Annotated in this window: 19 protein-coding genes and 1 pseudogene; 5 read left to right on the forward strand and 15 right to left on the reverse strand. The window is 33.7% G+C overall.

Annotated elements, in window-relative coordinates; all coding sequences use genetic code 11:
* Positions 1-265 precede the first annotated feature (265 nt).
* Positions 266-1,582, reverse strand: coding sequence for an ammonium transporter (locus tag LUU93_RS11180; protein WP_232681169.1), 1,317 nt, complete (start codon positions 1,580-1,582; stop codon positions 266-268).
* A gap of 317 nt (positions 1,583-1,899) precedes the next feature.
* Here LUU93_RS11180 and LUU93_RS11185 point away from each other — a divergent pair, with 317 nt between their 5' ends.
* Together LUU93_RS11185 and LUU93_RS11190 are read left to right on the forward strand one after the other, a co-directional pair.
* On the forward strand, positions 1,900-2,871 hold the full coding sequence (locus tag LUU93_RS11185; protein WP_232681170.1) for a Gfo/Idh/MocA family protein: 972 nt from the start codon (positions 1,900-1,902) through the stop codon (positions 2,869-2,871).
* A 79-nt stretch (positions 2,872-2,950) separates the two neighbouring features.
* Positions 2,951-4,486 (forward strand): YifB family Mg chelatase-like AAA ATPase, encoded by a 1,536-nt coding sequence (locus LUU93_RS11190; protein ID WP_232681171.1) that lies wholly within the window; start codon positions 2,951-2,953, stop codon positions 4,484-4,486.
* Between the two features lie 136 nt (positions 4,487-4,622).
* On the opposite strand, the pseudogene LUU93_RS11195 reads toward LUU93_RS11190, so the two are convergent.
* The 12 genes and pseudogenes from LUU93_RS11195 to LUU93_RS11250 form a co-directional block, all read right to left on the reverse strand.
* A pseudogene (locus LUU93_RS11195) lies at positions 4,623-4,841 on the reverse strand (P-loop NTPase family protein); the annotation flags it as partial.
* Between the two features lie 246 nt (positions 4,842-5,087).
* Positions 5,088-5,456 carry a nuclear transport factor 2 family protein gene (locus LUU93_RS11200; RefSeq protein WP_232681174.1) on the reverse strand — a complete coding sequence of 123 codons (369 nt, stop codon included), beginning with the start codon at positions 5,454-5,456 and terminating at the stop codon, positions 5,088-5,090.
* A 35-nt stretch (positions 5,457-5,491) separates the two neighbouring features.
* Complete coding sequence (locus tag LUU93_RS11205) at positions 5,492-5,929, reverse strand: hypothetical protein (RefSeq protein WP_232681175.1); 438 nt, start codon at positions 5,927-5,929, stop codon at positions 5,492-5,494.
* Between the two features lies 1 nt (position 5,930).
* Complete coding sequence (locus LUU93_RS11210) at positions 5,931-6,800, reverse strand: alpha/beta hydrolase (protein WP_232681176.1); 870 nt, start codon at positions 6,798-6,800, stop codon at positions 5,931-5,933.
* Positions 6,801-6,882: 82 nt separating this feature from the next.
* On the reverse strand, positions 6,883-7,386 hold the full coding sequence (locus LUU93_RS11215; protein ID WP_232681177.1) for an SRPBCC family protein: 504 nt from the start codon (positions 7,384-7,386) through the stop codon (positions 6,883-6,885).
* A gap of 44 nt (positions 7,387-7,430) precedes the next feature.
* Positions 7,431-7,931 carry an SRPBCC family protein gene (locus LUU93_RS11220; RefSeq protein ID WP_232681178.1) on the reverse strand — a complete coding sequence of 167 codons (501 nt, stop codon included), beginning with the start codon at positions 7,929-7,931 and terminating at the stop codon, positions 7,431-7,433.
* Entirely contained in the window at positions 7,921-8,247 is a 327-nt protein-coding gene (locus tag LUU93_RS11225; protein ID WP_073409874.1) for an ArsR/SmtB family transcription factor, read from the reverse strand. The genes LUU93_RS11220 and LUU93_RS11225 overlap by 11 nt, the downstream gene beginning before the upstream one ends.
* Before the next feature lie 156 nt (positions 8,248-8,403).
* Positions 8,404-9,306, reverse strand: a complete 903-nt coding sequence (locus LUU93_RS11230) for a PhzF family isomerase (protein WP_232681179.1) — start codon at positions 9,304-9,306, stop codon at positions 8,404-8,406.
* A gap of 65 nt (positions 9,307-9,371) precedes the next feature.
* Positions 9,372-10,559: a hypothetical protein gene (locus LUU93_RS11235; RefSeq protein WP_232681180.1), complete on the reverse strand. Its 1,188-nt coding sequence runs from the start codon at positions 10,557-10,559 to the stop codon at positions 9,372-9,374.
* 226 nt (positions 10,560-10,785) lie between these two features.
* Positions 10,786-11,238 carry a hypothetical protein gene (locus tag LUU93_RS11240; protein ID WP_232681181.1) on the reverse strand — a complete coding sequence of 151 codons (453 nt, stop codon included), beginning with the start codon at positions 11,236-11,238 and terminating at the stop codon, positions 10,786-10,788.
* Between the two features lie 54 nt (positions 11,239-11,292).
* Entirely contained in the window at positions 11,293-12,246 is a 954-nt protein-coding gene (locus LUU93_RS11245; RefSeq protein WP_232681182.1) for a hypothetical protein, read from the reverse strand.
* A gap of 5 nt (positions 12,247-12,251) precedes the next feature.
* On the reverse strand, positions 12,252-12,614 hold the full coding sequence (locus LUU93_RS11250; RefSeq protein WP_232681183.1) for a hypothetical protein: 363 nt from the start codon (positions 12,612-12,614) through the stop codon (positions 12,252-12,254).
* Positions 12,615-12,890: 276 nt separating this feature from the next.
* Between LUU93_RS11250 and LUU93_RS11255 the strand changes: the two genes are divergently transcribed.
* Both LUU93_RS11255 and LUU93_RS11260 read left to right on the forward strand, forming a co-directional pair.
* Positions 12,891-13,508 carry a hypothetical protein gene (locus tag LUU93_RS11255; protein WP_232681184.1) on the forward strand — a complete coding sequence of 206 codons (618 nt, stop codon included), beginning with the start codon at positions 12,891-12,893 and terminating at the stop codon, positions 13,506-13,508.
* 69 nt (positions 13,509-13,577) lie between these two features.
* Positions 13,578-13,808 carry a hypothetical protein gene (locus tag LUU93_RS11260; RefSeq protein ID WP_232681186.1) on the forward strand — a complete coding sequence of 77 codons (231 nt, stop codon included), beginning with the start codon at positions 13,578-13,580 and terminating at the stop codon, positions 13,806-13,808.
* Positions 13,809-14,149: 341 nt separating this feature from the next.
* Here LUU93_RS11260 and lysA read toward each other — a convergent pair whose 3' ends face one another.
* Positions 14,150-15,373, reverse strand: a complete 1,224-nt coding sequence (lysA, locus tag LUU93_RS11265) for a diaminopimelate decarboxylase (RefSeq protein WP_232681187.1) — start codon at positions 15,371-15,373, stop codon at positions 14,150-14,152.
* Positions 15,374-15,639: 266 nt separating this feature from the next.
* Between lysA and LUU93_RS21715 the strand changes: the two genes are divergently transcribed.
* On the forward strand, positions 15,640-15,762 hold the full coding sequence (locus tag LUU93_RS21715) for a hypothetical protein (protein WP_255669461.1): 123 nt from the start codon (positions 15,640-15,642) through the stop codon (positions 15,760-15,762).
* A gap of 61 nt (positions 15,763-15,823) precedes the next feature.
* Here LUU93_RS21715 and LUU93_RS11270 read toward each other — a convergent pair whose 3' ends face one another.
* Positions 15,824-17,278: a glutamate synthase subunit beta gene (locus tag LUU93_RS11270; protein WP_232681189.1), complete on the reverse strand. Its 1,455-nt coding sequence runs from the start codon at positions 17,276-17,278 to the stop codon at positions 15,824-15,826.
* Positions 17,279-17,370: the final 92 nt, after the last annotated feature.

Consider the following 17,370-nt stretch of genomic DNA (forward strand, 5'->3'; position numbering starts at 1 on the left):
ATTTTTAATTGCTGGTGATTCAAAATATCAGCACCTTCAAAAACATAGCCCGGGTTTCAACCACGGGAACGTAATCAATATCAAACCTCTATTCTATGCGTCCCGTGGTTGAAACCCGGGCTATGTTTTAAGAAGTTTGTCTTTAGATATTTGTCGATATGAAGCTTTAATCTAAAATATTTAAAAGGTTAATTCAAACAAAAAAGCACTCTAAAATATATAGAGTGCTTTTTTTATCAGCAAGTAGTATATAAAAATTAATTTCTTATAAGAATTCTCCGTGTTGAGAGATATCTAAACCTAATTCTTCTTTTTCTTCAGTAACTCTTAGAGGAGTAATTTTATTTACAATGAAGAATAAAATATAAGAACCTACAAAAGCGAAGATTGAAACTATAACTAAAGCAGTTAATTGGTTGATAAATAAAGTTGGAGTTCCGAAGATTAAACCTTGATTATCTCCAACAACAGGGTTAATAGCTTTTGAAGCAAAAACTCCAGTTAATAACATACCTACCATACCACCTACACCGTGACAAGCAAATACATCCAGAGCATCGTCGATTTTTCCTTTAGGGAATTTGCTTACTACAAGGTTACTTACAATTGCAGCAAATGAACCAATGAAGATTGCGTGAGAAATACTAACGAAACCTGCTGCAGGCGTAATTGCAACAAGACCTACAACAGCTCCAATACAAGCTCCAAGTGCAGATAATTTGTGTCCTAAAATTTTATCAAGGAAAACCCAAGCCATTGCAGCAGCGGCAGCAGCAACTGTAGTAGTTCCTAAAGCCTGTACAGCTAAACCATTTGATCCTAATGCAGATCCTGCGTTAAAACCAAACCATCCAAACCATAGTAAACCTGTTCCTAATAATACATAAGTAATTCTCGCAGGGTTAACTTTTTGAATTTTTCTTTTTCCTAAAAAGATTGCTCCGGCTAATGCAGCCCATCCAGCACTCATGTGTACAACAGTTCCACCAGCGAAGTCAAGAACTCCCATTTTAAAGAAAACTCCATCAGGATGCCAAGTCATGTGACATAAAGGTGAATATATAAATATAATGAATAAAACCATGAACAATAAATAAGCCCAGAAACGTACACGTTCTGCAAATGCACCTGTAATTAATGCAGGAGTAATGATGGCGAATTTTGCTTGAAATAATGCGAATAACATAAACGGAATTGTTGGTGCAAGGCTCCATGCTGTACTTGTTCCAACACCTTCAAAGAATAAATTAGTAGATGGATTTCCGATAATTCCTCCAATTGTAGGGCCAAAAGCTAATCCAAAAGCAACAACAACCCATAAAATTGTAACAATTACCATTGCCATAAAACTTTGAAGCATAGTACTGATAACGTTTTTCTTACCTACCATACCTCCGTAGAAAAATCCTAATCCCGGAGTCATTAACAATACAAAAGCAGTTGCAACGATCATCCAAGCCGTATCTCCTGTATCAAACTTTACAGCTTCTGCCGGAATTGGATTATCGGCGATGATGAAATTCGATATAAAGGTTAGTACCAAAATAGTGATAAGAATCACACTTAAAATAATTTTTCGCATAGTTATTTAGTTTTAAAATTTTTGATAAAAGTATAAAATGATTTAATACCCCCTAATAAAATAGAGTCTAATGTTTAATTTTTGTTAATTTTTAAATTTAACCCCCTCAATTTTAAAACTATTTGTTAAAACAGACTTAAAATTTACATTTTGGCAGCGTTTTTTTTTACTTGGTTTTCAAATCGAATATTTTTCCTATTTTTTTAATACACTTTTTTGAGTTAAACTTGTTGTTTGTTATCTAAAAACATCTAATTGTGTTTTTTTGTTGAAGTAAATATAATGTTTTTAACACTTTTTATAATTAAAATTTAAGAATGAAAAATAAAAAAATAAAGTGGGGAATAATTGGTTTGGGAAATATTGCTCATCAATTTGCCACAGATTTATTATTAGCAGCAGATGCAGACTTGCTTGCCGCTGCTTCACGGGATATTTTGAAAGCTGATGAATTTGCAGCAAAATACAATGCAGCAAAAGCATACGACTCTTATGAAGCTCTTTTTGCAGATCAGGAAGTTGATATTGTTTATATAGCAACGCCTCACGATTCGCATGCCGAATTGTCTATAAAAGCACTTGAAAGCGGTAAACATGTTTTATGCGAAAAACCAATTGCACTTTCTTATAAAGATGCAGAGCGTATGATTGAGGCTTCTAAAAAACATAATAAATTTTTTATGGAAGCTTTCTGGACACGTTTTATTCCGGCTGTTCAGGATGTTTTGGCAAAAGTTGAAAGTGAAATTATTGGCGAACCCAATTACATAAAAGCCGATTTTGCTTTTATAGGAAATGATGTAAAAAGAAGCAGACTTTTTGATAAAAACCGAGGCGGCGGCGCATTATTTGATATTGGCGTTTATCCATTATTTCTCTCCTATATAGTATTCGGAATTCCGAAAGAGATAATGGCAAAAGCTCTTTATCATAAAAATGGAATTGATTTACAAACTTCAATGATTTTGCAGTATGATAAAGCGCAGGCAGTTTTACATTCTTCTATAGTTTCAGAATCTGATATGAAAGCTATTATCGGTGGAACAAAAGGCCGAATCGAATTAAATTCACCGTGGTTTATGGCTGATGGATATTCTGTTTTTAAAAATGAACAAGAAGTTGTTTATAATTTGCCAACTTTAGGGAAAGGATATGCACATGAAATAATTGAGTGTAATAATTGTGTCAGAAATAATCAAATCGAAAGTAAACTTTGGTCACATCAAAATAGTTTGGATTTGAGTGGAATGGTTGAAGAAATTAAAAACCAAATTAAGCTTCCATTTTAGAGCTTTTTATTTGTAATAAAATATTTACATTTAATATTTTTTTTCATTAGTTTTAAAAACAATTAATGAAAGGAATATTATGTTAGTAAAAGTTTACGGAAGTGCTGTTTTTGGAGTTGAAGCCACAACGATTACGATCGAGGTTCATATGGATAAAGGTATTGGTTATCATTTAGTTGGTCTTCCGGATAATGCCATTAAAGAAAGCAGTTATCGAATAGCGGCAGCTCTCAAAAATAATAATTTAAGTTTTCCCGGAAAAAAAATCACCATAAATATGGCACCTGCCGACCTTCGAAAAGAAGGTTCGGCTTATGATCTGCCTCTTGCAATGGGAATTTTAGTAGGTTCAGATCAGATAAAAGCACTGGAAATTGAACAATATATTATTATGGGTGAACTTTCTCTTGACGGAAGTTTACAGCCTATTCGCGGTGCTTTGCCCATTGCCATAAAAGCAAAAGAAGAAGGTTATAAAGGTTTTTTTCTGCCTATTCAAAATGTAAAAGAAGCTGCAATTGTTGCCGGTTTAGATGTTTACGGCGTTTCGAATCTGCAGGAAATTATTGATTTTTTTGCTGGAAAAGGGATTCTTGAACCAACTTTAATTGATACAAGAGCTGAATTTTACAAAACGCTGGATTTTCCAGAATTTGATTTCTCAGATGTTCGCGGACAGGAAAGTATAAAACGCTGTATGGAAATCGCGGCAGCAGGCGGACATAATATTATTTTAATTGGTCCGCCCGGAGCCGGAAAAACAATGCTCGCCAAACGTGTTCCAAGTATTTTACCGCCAATGACTTTGCGCGAAGCGCTTGAAACCACTAAAATTCATAGTGTTGCCGGAAAATTAAAAGAAGTTGGGTTGATGAATCAGCGCCCGTTTAGAAGTCCGCATCATACTATTTCAAATGTTGCTTTAGTTGGCGGCGGAAGTTATCCACAGCCGGGTGAAATTTCAATGGCGCACAATGGCGTTTTGTTTTTAGATGAATTGCCGGAATTTAAACGAGATGTTTTAGAAGTAATGCGTCAGCCGCTTGAAGATCGAGAAGTAACTATTTCGAGAGCTAAATTTACGGTTACATATCCGTCATCATTTATGCTTGTGGCAAGTATGAACCCAAGTCCGAGTGGTTTTTTTAACGATCCAAGTATGCCCAATACTTCATCGCCGCACGAAATGCAACGCTATATGAGTAAAATTTCGGGTCCGCTTTTAGATCGAATTGATATTCATATCGAAGTTACTCCGGTTCCGTTTGATAAACTGGCAGACGACCGCAAAGCCGAAAGCAGTGTAGAAATTCGTAAACGTGTAACTGCTGCGCGCGAAATCCAAACGAAACGTTTTGAGGAGGTCGAAAATATCCATTACAATGCACAAATGAGCAGCAAGTTAATTCGCGAATATTGTGCATTAGATGAACAATCAAAAGAACTTTTAAAAAATGCCATGGAACGTTTAAACCTTTCTGCAAGAGCATATGACAGGATTTTGAAAGTTGCCAGAACTATTGCGGATTTAGATAATGCTCCAGTTGTGATTTCGCAGCATATTGCGGAGGCTATTCAATATCGAAGTTTGGACCGTGAGGGATGGCTTGGATGATTTTAGATTTCGGATTTTAGATTTTAGATTGTAAATGTATTGAACACAAAGTATTGTCATTCCGAGGAACGAGGAATCGCACGCACTGTTGTCGAGTTTCTAGTGCGATTTCTCGTACCTCGAAATGACAAAAAATTTAATTCAACTCAATAAAATCCTCAATATGGATTTCTTCCAAAAAAAGAACATCATGCGAAACCACAATTAAAGTTCCTTTATATTCATTAATTGCAGCAGTCAGAATTTCGATATTTTGAATATCAAGATTGTTTGTTGGTTCATCAAGAATGATAATATCCGGAGTCTGATTATTAATCGTTAAACAGCAAAGCATTAAACGCATTTTTTCTCCTCCGCTTAAAGCGAAACAAGGTTTGTTCTAGTCATTTTGCGAAAACAGAAATTTATTCAGCTTCATTTTTATATCATGTTCCTGCAAGCCAGAAACATTAAATTTCTGAGCTTGTTCATAAACCAAAATTTGATTTTCAATAAGCGAATAATCCTGATCGATATAAATTGTTTTAGAATCGGCTTTGTAAACTGTTCCTGTCTTGGGCTGTAATTCGCCAGCAATATTTTTTAAGATTTGAATACCGGATTACTCAAATTTTAAATTGGCATTTTTAGACATTAAATAGGAGGTAAGCTTTTTAATTTTTCCATTTTTCATTTCAAAAACATCACAAAAAACGGCATCGAGTTTATTTCCGTTTTTCATATTTCCCTGAACGGCGCCTTCGGCAATTACGATATCATTTTCTTCAATTAATTTTATAATCTGAATCGTTGGACTGCCTACAAAATTGTCATTTTCGATTTCCTTATCAAATGCTTCTTTACCCACATGCTGATAAATTCCGGGCATTTCCCAAATTACATCATCTGTAAGGCAAGCAAGAACTCTGTCATGATCGCTTACTCTAAAAGCGGCCATGTATTCGTTTACGGTTTGTTTATTTGGTGTCATGATTAAAATTTTAAACTAAATTAAGAATATTATTTCTAAGATTTAATCCCTAAGAACCATTTCATTGTTTTTAGTTTTTCTGATTCTAATGCAGTTAAATTAGTTTTTTCCAATTCAGAAAATACTTGTTTAATGGTTTCAATTCCGTAATTATCTTTAAGCCAGAAAGGTAATTCTTCTACACTTCTATTCCAGTTTTTTAATATTCTACTGAGGATTGAAGCCGCGCTTTCTTCTGTTTTTGGATTTATTTTTTTCAGAATTATCCCGGCATATTTTTGATCTGTATAAACAGAATCAATTCTTTTTTCATTTTCAAAAATCTGAATAATACCCTCAATAATTACTTTGTTATTGACCTTTGGCAGAATTTGAATCAATTGACGAATGCGCAAATCTCCAACCAGATTTATTTTATCCACGGAATTAAATAGTTCATTTTTTAAATCTTCAGGTGTAGTTGGAAACTTCATTTTATTCTTTGCTTTTTGGATAAAAGAATTTAAAAGAATTCGAAACTGCCGGATGTAAAATTGTACCGTGGTTTTCTGCAGGGAAATAATCAAAATAGACTTTGATGTTTTTACTTTTTGAAGCTTTTATTTTATCGGCCAGTAAATTAGCATCAACTTCCATAACTCGCGGAACTTGGGTTGGAGTAAGTCCTTCTTTACCTACAGCAATGTAAATCTCTGTCTGCTGATTGAAGTTTTCCTGAAAAATTTCAGAGTCCTGATTTAAAACAGAACCATTGTCCCACCATAAACTCGGGCTTACAATTACATATTTATTAAAAAGAGATGGTTTTTTAAATAAGATTTCTGTTTCCAGTAATCCGCCCAAAGATTGGCCAATAATCGTTTTAGAATTGTTTGTTTTGTATTTTTTATCAATAAAAGGCTGTAATTCTTTTTCGATAAAAGCAATAAATTTATCTGAATGTCCAGTTGTTGGAAATCGGTTTTTATCATTTTCAATAGTTGTGGGGAAAGTGAAATCCCTTCTTCTATCGACAGTTGCAATACCTACAACCATCGATTTTGGAACCTGATTGATCCATTCAAAACTATTAAACTGTACTAAACCCGAAATATGAATAAAGTCTTCATCGGCAGAACCATCCAATAAATAAATTACCGGGTATTTTTCCTGATCTTTTGGATTATAACCTTCAGGAAGATAAATATTTAAAATTCTATTTTCGCCTAGTTCCTTAGATTGAATTTCATCTATAACCCCTAAAACAAAAGGTTTGGTCTTTTCTGTGGTTTTAGATTTGCTGCTTTGGCTAAAAATTAGTGTTGAGGAAAGAAATAAAAAAGTGAGGGTAAAAAATTTGCTCATTATTGAACTAAAATGATTTGTAAAGACGAAAGTTACAATTTTATTTCTTGCAGCTTTCGTCTTTTATACCATTTGCAGCGATTTATTTTGCTTTTCCGGCAAAAATATCGTCTAAACCTTCCATTGCAATTGTAAAACCTTCTTTGAAACCCATTTCGATGATTTTCTCCAAATCTGATAATTTATCATGTTTAATTGCAATATCAACGATGGTTGAATTTCCCTGCTCAGAAAAATTCACATTCCAATTTGATCTCGGAAAATCAGTATTTAAGTTTCCTTCGCTGTCGCTAAAAGCATCCAGATATTTAAAGTTGGTTTTTGGACTAATCGAAGTAAAATCAGCAATTGCCCAATGTTCTTCACCTTGCGGGCCAACCATTGCGTATAATCTGCGTCCGCCTTCTTTAAAATCCATGTTTTTTGTTCTGGATTTCCATGGAGCAGGCGCCCACCATTGATCTAAAATTTCAGGTTCTGTCCATGCAGACCAAACGTTTGCTAATGATGCATCAAACTCACGTTTTACATTTACAGTACTATTTTCTTTGTCTACAGTAAAATTCATTAAAAGATTTGATTTCATATTCTTTAGATTTTAAATTCATTATTACTTTATTGAAACTATTTCTATTTTCGTGCTTCAAAGATTTTATCCAAACTTTGCATTGTAGCAGTAATTCCTTCTTTAAAGCCCATTTCGATTATTTTTTCTAATTCTTCCAGGCTGTCTCGTTTAATTGCAATATCAACAACTGTTAAATCGCCTTTTTCAGAAAAGGTTAAATCCCAATATGAACTGCCGAAAATTGAATTTGGATTTCCTTCGGCATCGCAAAAAGTTGAAGAATGTTTAAAGTTTGTTTTTGGAGAAATCGAGGTGTATTCAAAAAAACTCCAGCGTTCATCGCCTTCCGGGCTAACCATGGCATATAGTCTTTTTCCGCCTTCTTTAAATTCCATACTTGTTGTTTTAGATTTAAACGGAGCTGGTGCCCACCATTGGTCTAAAATTTCCGGTTCTGTCCAGGCTGACCACACATTTGATAAAGATGCGTCGAACTCGCGTTTTATGTTTACGGTTTTATTTTCTTTGTCTACAGTAAAATTCATTAATAGATTAGATTTCATTTTCTTTAGATTTTAGATTAATTAATACTTGATCCAGCTGACTAAAACGGCTTTCCCATATTTTTTTGAATTGTTCGAGCCACTGGTCAACTTCTTTCATTTTTTCAATTTTTAGCTGATAATAAATTTCCCGGCCTACTTTTTTCTCGTCGAGTAATTCACATTCGTTTAGAATTTTAATATGCTTCGAAACTGCTTGTCTGGTAGTATTAAATTGCTCTGCAATTGCATTTGGTGTTAATGCATTGGCAGAAATTAAAACTAAAATCGCTCTTCGAGTAGGATCGGCAATCGCCTGAAAAATATCTCGTTTCATTTTTAAATACAAATTACGCAACTAATCAGTTGCAAATATAAGCAACTTTTTGGTTGCGCAAAATGTTTTTGCGATTTTTTTATAGAAATGTTTTGTTTGATTGGAGTGGAAACGTATTACTATACGTTTCTAAGTGCTGTAAATAGGAAGATGTTCTTAAATTTCTATTTCGGTTTTGAATACAACAACGGCATCACCTTTTATTTGAATCAAATCAGGTTTATCGTTTTGAATCGTAACCCTAACTTTTACGATACCAAGCCGGTCTATTTTCTCTCCTTGTTTTCCGTTGAATTCAAATAAGTCATTTTTAAAATCAACAATCTTGTTTTGTACTAAATAACCACCCAGCGGTCCATTTGCATTACCGGTAACAGGATCTTCGTTTATGCCAATTGCAGGAGCAAACATTCTGCCATAAGTTAAGATGTCTTTGCTGTCAGAATCAAACGTAAAGACAAAATAACCGTTACAATTAATCTGTTTACTTAAATCGGCTAAATCATTATATTTTGGTAACAAAGCATTAAGTTTCGCTCTGCTTTTAATCCCAATCATAACCTTTGAATGTCCTGTAGAAGCAATCTGAATTGGGCAGTTTTCATCAATATCAGTATTGTCCAGTCCTAATGCGTCTATCATTTTTTTGGCTGTATCGTCATCAAATGCGGGACTGACTTCAAAATTTCCCTGAGTCATTACAATTTGATAATCTCCATTTTCCTTAATGATCTCAAAAGGAAGAATGCCAACTTTAGTTTTCATTTTTAATACACATGAATCTAAGTTGTCTTCAAGAGCCTTGGCATACATTGCGGCAATTGTAGCGTGACCGCAGATTGGGACTTCTATACTTGGCGTAAAATATCGTATTACACCATCACAGTCATTATCGTCCGGAGAGAATAGAAAGGCCGTTTCAGAATTATTTAATTCTCTCGCAATCTGCTGCATTTCATAATCCTTTAATCCGTCTGCATTTACAACTACTCCCGCAGGATTTCCTTTAAATTTTTCTTTTGTAAAAGAATCAATTTGATACGTTATGAGTTTTTTCATGGTTTTTGGTTTAAAGGAAAAATGTTCAAAATTGATCTTAAATAATTTTTGAATGCAAATTAGTGCTATCCTCTAAATTTATTTCGAACAATAATATCTTTCAATTTAGCTTTCAGGTCTTCGCCCGTATCATAAACCATTTGCTCGTTGTTTGGAAACGGAACGGCACGTTTATTAAAATACGAAACGTAACTATCATCGCAGGCATTTCGATCACCTTTATAAGTCGAATAAATATTTTCAAAAATATACTCACTGCTTACGGGAAAAGTCTGCAGCAGCTGATTCGTTTTTAAATCAACATAATCTACTTTTGCCGTTACCTGACAAGATTTAAATTGTCTGAACTCATAAATATTAGCACGAAGCATTCTGTAATTGTCTACTTTTATTTCTCTTCCTAAACTATCTTTTACAGGTCTTCCGCGATTGTCAAGAAGTGTTTTTACACCATCCTTAACCTGTCTTTCTTTAATAAATTCTTTCTCTTTAATCTGTTCCGGAGAAATAGCGATTTGTCTGAAATTGATAATCAGACTGTAATCATAATTTACATTTTTTTGTCTCGCATTATGGTAAACCGTCCATTTATCGTCGAGTCCGTAAGTTTTAAAATCTAATAAATCATCCTGAAGCAGCTTCGGAATCACCATATTTGTTTCGTTTTTAGCATAAACATCCACAAAATCAGTTCCTTTAAACTGAGCGTCGTCCATCAGCTTTTTGGTGTTTTTGTAATTTGGGTTTATGCTTTCCAGATAATAAAAATCATCATACGCTTTTCTAAAATCCAGTTTATTGTTTGATTTTAAAAGTGCCGAGGCATTTTCGTATAAATATTTTGAAAGTGCATTTTTACTGCTTACAATTTGGCTTGAATAATTATCAAACGGAAAATTGGCATTTTTTCCCTGTTTCAATAAGGGCAGGGGCAATAAAGGCCTGATTTTTTCCTGACGATTATTCAGTTGTAAATACGTATTGTAAATACGTTCGGCATTTGCCGGATTGGCTTCTTTTGACATCATATCAAGATTGCGCAAATCCCTGTCTTTTGCTTTTGCAAAGGCTTCTTCAAGCAAATACACATAATCTTGTTTTCCTTTAGAATCCTTATTGGTTCTCAAAGCTTCTACAGCACGATCAATTGCACCGTCGTAATTACCATCGCTTATTAAAGCTTGAGTTGTCTTAACGCCGCATGAAGAAAAGGCTAAAAATAATATAGAAAATAAAAAAGTAATTTTTTGCATGGTATTCATTTTTGAAGGTGTAAATATATCTTTTTTAGCTTTCAACAACTATGCCTTTTTAAAATTTTTTAGAAGCAGGGAATTCTGTTTTTCGTTATAACCTTTAGTCCCGCTTTCGCCTTTATCTCTCCATTCCATTACGAGGATATCGGCTCTGTCGGGGCTAAGCCAGAACAATAGTTTTCATAAGAAATCAAACAAATTTCGTTTCCTGATTAAAAACAATTTATTTATTCAAAATTGCCTCTATTTTGGCTTCAGATTTTTCCTTAATGGGACTGTCAGGATGAAAACTCCAGATGATTAGAAATTTTCCTTTTGCCAGATATTCTTCCGGATGTTCATCCGTTGGCTGACCGTCTTTTCCCCATAAAAGTCCTTGCAGAAATCGATCGCCTTTAAATACGTGATCAAATTCAAAATACATAATAGATCCGCTGTCTGCTCTATTTTTAAAACTTTGAATTTGTTTGCTTTTTACGGTTCCAACAATGTTGCTGTACGTTTCGATATCAGTATAAAAATTGCAAGCCTGGGGAGTAACACAGATCTGACCGTCGTTAGGAGTATAACCTTTGGGAACTTCTTTGGTTTTTAGTTTTAAATCTGCAAGTGTCTGACTGAATACATTTGCCGTAAATAATAAGAATAATGCCGATAGGGGAATCGTAATTTTCATAGGTTTTTAATTTGATTTAGGTTAAGTTTTTTATGGTTTTAGTTTGATATACATTTAAGAGTTTATAAAATTCACAATAATATCATAAACATTATTCCAATTGATAAGCAGTCCGATTGAAAATGAAATTACATTACAGATTATAGAAACTAAAAACGCTTTTTTATAGTCTATTTTTAATAATTTATAGATTATAACCGATTCAATAAGTATTGCAAAACATTCGCTAAATGCGATATAAGGAAATCGAGATGTTATAAAGGCAGGAAAAACAAACCAAACGTAAGGTAAAGTTGAAAATGAAGTTATAAATCCTGTAATTAACAACAACTTATTTGTTATGTTTAGTTTCTTGTATCTGGTTTTAAATAGAAGAAATAAAATAAGGGTTTCGATGAAAATTGTAACCAGAAATGCGAGTAAAAAATGAAATATTTTAGTGTTGGGATAAATTTCAATTACTCTGTCGTCATTTTTAAAAGGATAAACATCGCTTTTGCTTTGTTCTTCATATGCATATTCTTTTACCGAAAACGGTTCTCCATTACTATATTCCAGTAATTCGGTACTTTTATATAAAATGATTCTTGTTTTGGTAAGTTTTACAATTTTATAATGTTCTTCGAGAAATGACATAGGATCGTCATTATCGGTATATCCGCCTTCACTGCCGATGGAAATATTAGCCTTCAGAACATTTTTATCTTCTAACCAATTAAGATTATCTAAATTTTTATTTAAAAGATAGCTTTTCTTGGCAGCCACGATATAAAACATGTTGAATTTATATCCTTTGTGAATACAATCTTTAGAATTTATAATATACGATTCAGTAGAGTGATCTCCTGACACTTGCTTTATGTAGCCAATAAAAGAATAATCAGGAAACTCATCTATGTTTATTATTTTGACGCATTTTCTATAATAATGTGTGTTTTCGGGAACGACATCACAGTAAGATGCTTGAAAAAAGAATAAAAAGAGTACTAAGAAAAGTAGGTTTTTCATGTTTTTTATCCTCTTCTAATTTTCACCTGATAAACAATCTCCCAAAATATAATTGAAAAAACTGCATTTGCAAATATTGCCGTTTTAACCTGATACGGATCGTAATTTAAAAGCAGATGTAAGTTTGTAAACTTCAAAGCCAGAAATAAAGCCAAAGCAGCAATCCCAATAGCGAAAAGTATATTTAATAAAGGCTTCCATTTTAAAGCCAAAAAAGCATAAATAAGGTTAAAAAAAGCAAACCCGCAGCCCAAAGTTATATACGGATCTGTTTTTAATTTTTCTCCCAGCAATAATAAAACAGAAGTCGAAGTAAGATATAAAAAGAAGAGAATTGAATAAAGGAGGATTCGTATTTGTGGTTTCATTTTTTATATTTTGTTTAATGCAAGTTATATAAATAATTCCAGTGATATAATTCTTGTATCGAGAATTTGCAGCATTAATTATGCAGTGTTTAAAAATAAGTATAAATACGCTGTTTCTAATTGATTTTTTGCCTTAAATTGTCAATAAATTAGAAACCTGAACGATAAATCTTAGGGCAGTTTTAAGAATGAAGTTTTAATATAAATTCTGGATTGCGGTAAACTAAAAGCTAAAAGCATCTAAAAGCAAATTTTTAATCCCAAATTATTTAAATAATGGACAATATTAAATTAAATTTCATCAACAAATCAAATGATATAAATAACAGCAATATTGTTATTTTTCAGCAAAATGTAGCTCAGGAGTTTGGAAAAATTGCAGTTGCATGGAAAGTATTTAAAAACTGTGGCGTGATGGAGAATCATCCTTTTGAATATTCACCGAATTTTGGTGTTACTGCTGCTGATTCTTACGGGAATTTTTGTCCAATGGTTCCTGCTGATGCCGGAAATACGTATGAGTTTGTCGAAAATGAATTTGATTTTGTTCTTCAGGTTTCGGCAAGAAAAGCAGCCAATCCTTCAGAAATCGAAGTAACTAACTTGCGGCGTACCGGTGCAATTGATGTAAGCTGTTATAGAAATATGAGCCCACTGGCAATAAGAACAAAAGTGGCTCCGGGAGAAAAAGCTTATTTTGAATTTGAACCACGAATTTTTATTGGACTTGCTCCTGAAATACAAGTGGGTGATATATTAAATTCTGATATTATTTCTACTATTAATACAGAAATTAATTTGCTTGGAATTACGAGTGCAGACATTGTGCTTACTGGAGGCGGAGCAGGTCCAAATTCTGCTCCATTTAATTTTGTTTTAGAAAATGTAAAATAATTTGAAAATTTTTGACAGCTAATTTTTTAAAATAAACGGAATACTCTAAAGAATATATTTGGAATTCAGATGATTGGAACCGAAATGCTAATAGTTCCTTATAACGGGGTAAAAATTACGACTAATGCAAATTACGCTGTATCTACATGTTCACCGAAAATACAAAAATTAGTTTCTGTTTCTGTAGTGGCGGCCGATTATGCCTATAACATTGATGGTATTGCTGTTAAAATTGAACTTCTTCAAGATGGTTTTTGGTATGATATTATTATACCTGAAAACGATAAAATTACATCCTAAAAATCCTATACTGAGTTTACTGTAAAAGGCTTAAATGGTGGTTTAGGAAGATTAAGATTAGAGACTACTACTGCAGGAGTTTTTCTGAATATTCGATTTAAATATGGTGAACACGAAAGAAAAGTAATGGGATATATCATGAAAATTCAGGAAGCTTATTATGAAGAATGAGTTTAATGTTTTAAGTTTTCTCCTGCTAGCTGGGCTTCGACTTCGCTCAGCCTGACAGACGTTCATTAATCTAAAATCTATCCTGAGGCTTTGGGACTGAAATCTACAATAAAAAAATCCCGCCTCAATTAAGAAACGGGACTTCGAGTGATATTCTCTTTTTTTTTATTTTAAACTGTTGCTGCAATTTCTTGCGGTAACGGAATTTGATTTTTAAGTAAATCTTCGAATGTTTCGTGAGCACGAATCAAGATTCCTTTTCCGTTCATCCATAGAACTTCGGCTGGTTTGTATCTTGAATTGTAGTTCGAAGACATTGAGAAACAATATGCTCCGGCATTTCTGAAAGCTAAAATATCGCCTTCGGTAATTTCCGAAATTTTGCGGTTGTTGGCAAAAGTATCGGTTTCGCAAATGTATCCTACAACAGAGTAAAAACGCTCTTTTCCTTTTGGATTTGAGATGTTTTCGATATAATGCTGTGAACCGTAAAACATTGGACGAATTAAGTGGTTAAAACCACTATCGATTCCGGCGAAAACTGTTGAGGTTGTTTGTTTTACTACGTTTACTTTTGCTAAGAAGAAACCTGCTTCGCTCACCAAAAATTTTCCTGGTTCGAAAATCAGCGTTAAATCTCTGCCATATTCAGCACAGAAAGAATTGAATCTTTTTGATAATTTTTTACCTAATTCTTCGATGTCTGTTTCGATATCGTCTTTTTTGTAAGGAACTTTGAATCCGCTTCCGAAATCTAAAAACTCTAAATCTTTAAAGTGTTTAGCGGTATCGAACAAAATTTCGGCAGCATATAAGAATACTTCGATATCTAAAATATCAGATCCTGTGTGCATGTGAATCCCTACGATGCTCATTTTTGTATTCTCTACAATTCGCAATATATGTGGAATTTGATGTACAGAGATTCCGAATTTACTATCGATATGTCCAACAGAAATATTAGCATTTCCTCCCGCCATTACGTGTGGATTGATACGGATACATACCGGAATTTGTGGATATTTTGTTCCGAATTGCTCCAGAATAGATAAGTTATCAATATTGATTTGTACACCCATTGCGGCAACTTCTTCGATTTCTTCAAGAGAAACGCCGTTTGGTGTAAAGAAAATTTTGTCAGGATCATAGCCAGCATGAAGTCCCAATAAAACTTCCTGAATTGATACAGTATCTAAACCAGACCCGATGTTCTTTAATAACTGAAGAATCGCAACGTTTGACAATGCCTTCATGGCGTAATTAACTCTTAAGTTTTCTACTTTAGAGAAAGCTTTAGTTAACCTATTGTACTGAGATTGGATTTTTTCGGCATCATAAACATATAATGGACTTCCAAATTGGTCTGCTAACTGCAGTAAATCTTTTGCTTGCATTTTTTAAATCATTTTGAGCAAAGTTATTACACTTTTAACTAACTGCAAATTATTTGTAGAAAAATAACAAATTGTAACAAATTGTTTTATTTTAAACAAAAAGTTGCTTATTTTGAATTTCTGTAACCTATTTAAAAGGTGCAAAGGAACAGAGATCCAAAGGTACAAAGGTTTTTTGCCACGAATTACACGAATTTCAACAAATTTTTAATTGTAGATTTTCCGCAAAATGCTAGAAACATAGCCCGTGGTTGAAACCACGGGCTATGTTTGAAATTGAAATCGGTAAGAAAATAAAAATTCGTGTAATTCGTGGCAAAAAAACAAAACCCCTGAATATAATTCAAGGGTTTGTAAGTAGTTATGTTGTTTATTGGGATAAAGATTAAATAAAATGCAAGGAAAAAAACTTAGAACCTTAGCATCTCAGTATCTTAGAATCTATAAAAATTATAAACTCGGTAAATCTCCTCTTCCTTTAGTAGGCAGGTTGGTAGAGCCCATTAAGAACAAATCTACCTCTCTTGCTGCTTCGCGACCTTCTGAAATAGCCCACACGATTAATGATTGTCCTCTTCTCATATCACCAGCAGTGAAAATGTGAGGAACGTTTGTTTGATAATTATGAGCTTTGTAATTGCTTCTTATATCAGTTTCGATTCCTAATTGCTCGCTTAATGTTTTCTCTGGACCTGTAAATCCAAGAGCTAATAAAGCTAAATCGCAAGGCCAGATTTTCTCAGAACCTTCTTTTTCGATTAATTCAGGTCTTTGTCCCGGAGTCATTTTCCATTCTACTTCAACTGTTTTTAATCCGGTTAATTCGCCTTTATCGTTAGAAATGAATTCTTTTGTATTGATCAACCAGTTTCTATCACAGCCTTCTTCGTGAGAAGATGAGGTTTTTAACTGCAAAGGCCAGAAAGGCCAAGGAGTTGACTCGCTTCTTCCAACCGGAGGTTTTGGTAAAATCTCAAAGTTAGTTACTGATTTTGCTCCGTGTCTGTTTGAAGTTCCAATACAGTCAGAACCTGTATCTCCACCACCAATAACGATTACATCTTTACCAGTAGCTTTAATTTGGTCTGGAATTGATTCTCCGTATAAAACTTTAGTCTGCTGTGTTAAGAAATCCATTGCCTGAACAACACCTTTGCTTTCGATTCCTTTAGTTGGCAAGCTTCTTCTTTCAGTTGCTCCACCGCATAAAACGATAGAATCAAAAGTGTTTAATTCTGCTACGCTAAAGTTTACACCAACGTTTACATTAGTTTTGAAGGTGATTCCTTCTGCTTCAAGAATAGCCACACGTCTGTCGATGATTCCTTTTTCTAATTTGAAATTTGGAATTCCGTAACGTAATAAACCTCCAATGGCATTGTCTCTTTCAAAAACTGTAACGGTATGCCCAGCTCTGTTTAATTGCTGAGCGGCTGCAAGACCAGCAGGTCCAGAACCAATAACGGCAACTGTTTTTCCTGTTCTCTTTTTTGGTAGCTGAGGTTTAATCCAACCTTCAGCAAAACCAATTTCAACAATATTTTTCTCGATGTTTTCGATTGATACCGGATCTTTGATGATTCCTAATACACATGCTTTTTCGCATGGAGCAGGGCATAAGCGTCCTGTAAATTCCGGAAAGTTATTAGTAGATTGTAAAATCTCTAATGCACTCTGCCATTCTTCCTGATGCACCATGTCGTTGAAGTCAGGAATTAAATTTCCTAACGGACAACCACTGTGGCAAAATGGAATACCACAATCCATACATCTTGAACCTTGTTCTTTTACTTTATCTTTTGCTAACGGAATAGTAAATTCGTTGTAGTTAGAAACACGTTCTGCTACTGCTAAATTACTTTCGTCGGCTCTGCTATATTCTTTAAATCCGCCTATTTTACCCATGACATTTTAATTAAATCTAAATGATTAAAATTCCAATTCTTAAATTCCAAATTCCAATTTTTTTAACCGCAAAGAGCGCAAAGGCTTTTTTT

Source organism: Flavobacterium soyae, from assembly GCF_021245985.1.
Lineage (GTDB): Bacteria > Bacteroidota > Bacteroidia > Flavobacteriales > Flavobacteriaceae > Flavobacterium > Flavobacterium soyae.

Excerpts from the sequence above, each read along its gene's own strand:
- LUU93_RS11185 (WP_232681170.1), top strand. The coding sequence starts at position 1,900 with ATGAAAAATAAAAAAATAAAGTGGGGAATAATTGGTTTGGGAAATATT.
- lysA (WP_232681187.1), bottom strand. The coding sequence starts at position 15,373 with ATGCAAGCAAAAGATTTACTGCAGTTAGCAGACCAATTTGGAAGTCCA.
- LUU93_RS11225 (WP_073409874.1), bottom strand. The coding sequence starts at position 8,247 with ATGAAACGAGATATTTTTCAGGCGATTGCCGATCCTACTCGAAGAGCG.
- LUU93_RS11180 (WP_232681169.1), bottom strand. The coding sequence starts at position 1,582 with ATGCGAAAAATTATTTTAAGTGTGATTCTTATCACTATTTTGGTACTA.
- LUU93_RS11220 (WP_232681178.1), bottom strand. The coding sequence starts at position 7,931 with ATGAAATCTAATCTATTAATGAATTTTACTGTAGACAAAGAAAATAAA.
- LUU93_RS11235 (WP_232681180.1), bottom strand. The coding sequence starts at position 10,559 with ATGCAAAAAATTACTTTTTTATTTTCTATATTATTTTTAGCCTTTTCT.
- LUU93_RS11245 (WP_232681182.1), bottom strand. The coding sequence starts at position 12,246 with ATGAAAAACCTACTTTTCTTAGTACTCTTTTTATTCTTTTTTCAAGCA.
- LUU93_RS11205 (WP_232681175.1), bottom strand. The coding sequence starts at position 5,929 with ATGAAGTTTCCAACTACACCTGAAGATTTAAAAAATGAACTATTTAAT.
- LUU93_RS11200 (WP_232681174.1), bottom strand. The coding sequence starts at position 5,456 with ATGACACCAAATAAACAAACCGTAAACGAATACATGGCCGCTTTTAGA.
- LUU93_RS11260 (WP_232681186.1), top strand. The coding sequence starts at position 13,578 with ATGATTGGAACCGAAATGCTAATAGTTCCTTATAACGGGGTAAAAATT.
- LUU93_RS11210 (WP_232681176.1), bottom strand. The coding sequence starts at position 6,800 with ATGAGCAAATTTTTTACCCTCACTTTTTTATTTCTTTCCTCAACACTA.
- LUU93_RS11270 (WP_232681189.1), bottom strand. The coding sequence starts at position 17,278 with ATGGGTAAAATAGGCGGATTTAAAGAATATAGCAGAGCCGACGAAAGT.
- LUU93_RS11240 (WP_232681181.1), bottom strand. The coding sequence starts at position 11,238 with ATGAAAATTACGATTCCCCTATCGGCATTATTCTTATTATTTACGGCA.
- LUU93_RS21715 (WP_255669461.1), top strand. The coding sequence starts at position 15,640 with ATGTTTGAAATTGAAATCGGTAAGAAAATAAAAATTCGTGTAATTCGT.
- LUU93_RS11215 (WP_232681177.1), bottom strand. The coding sequence starts at position 7,386 with ATGAAATCAAATCTTTTAATGAATTTTACTGTAGACAAAGAAAATAGT.
- LUU93_RS11230 (WP_232681179.1), bottom strand. The coding sequence starts at position 9,306 with ATGAAAAAACTCATAACGTATCAAATTGATTCTTTTACAAAAGAAAAA.
- LUU93_RS11190 (WP_232681171.1), top strand. The coding sequence starts at position 2,951 with ATGTTAGTAAAAGTTTACGGAAGTGCTGTTTTTGGAGTTGAAGCCACA.
- LUU93_RS11255 (WP_232681184.1), top strand. The coding sequence starts at position 12,891 with ATGGACAATATTAAATTAAATTTCATCAACAAATCAAATGATATAAAT.
- LUU93_RS11250 (WP_232681183.1), bottom strand. The coding sequence starts at position 12,614 with ATGAAACCACAAATACGAATCCTCCTTTATTCAATTCTCTTCTTTTTA.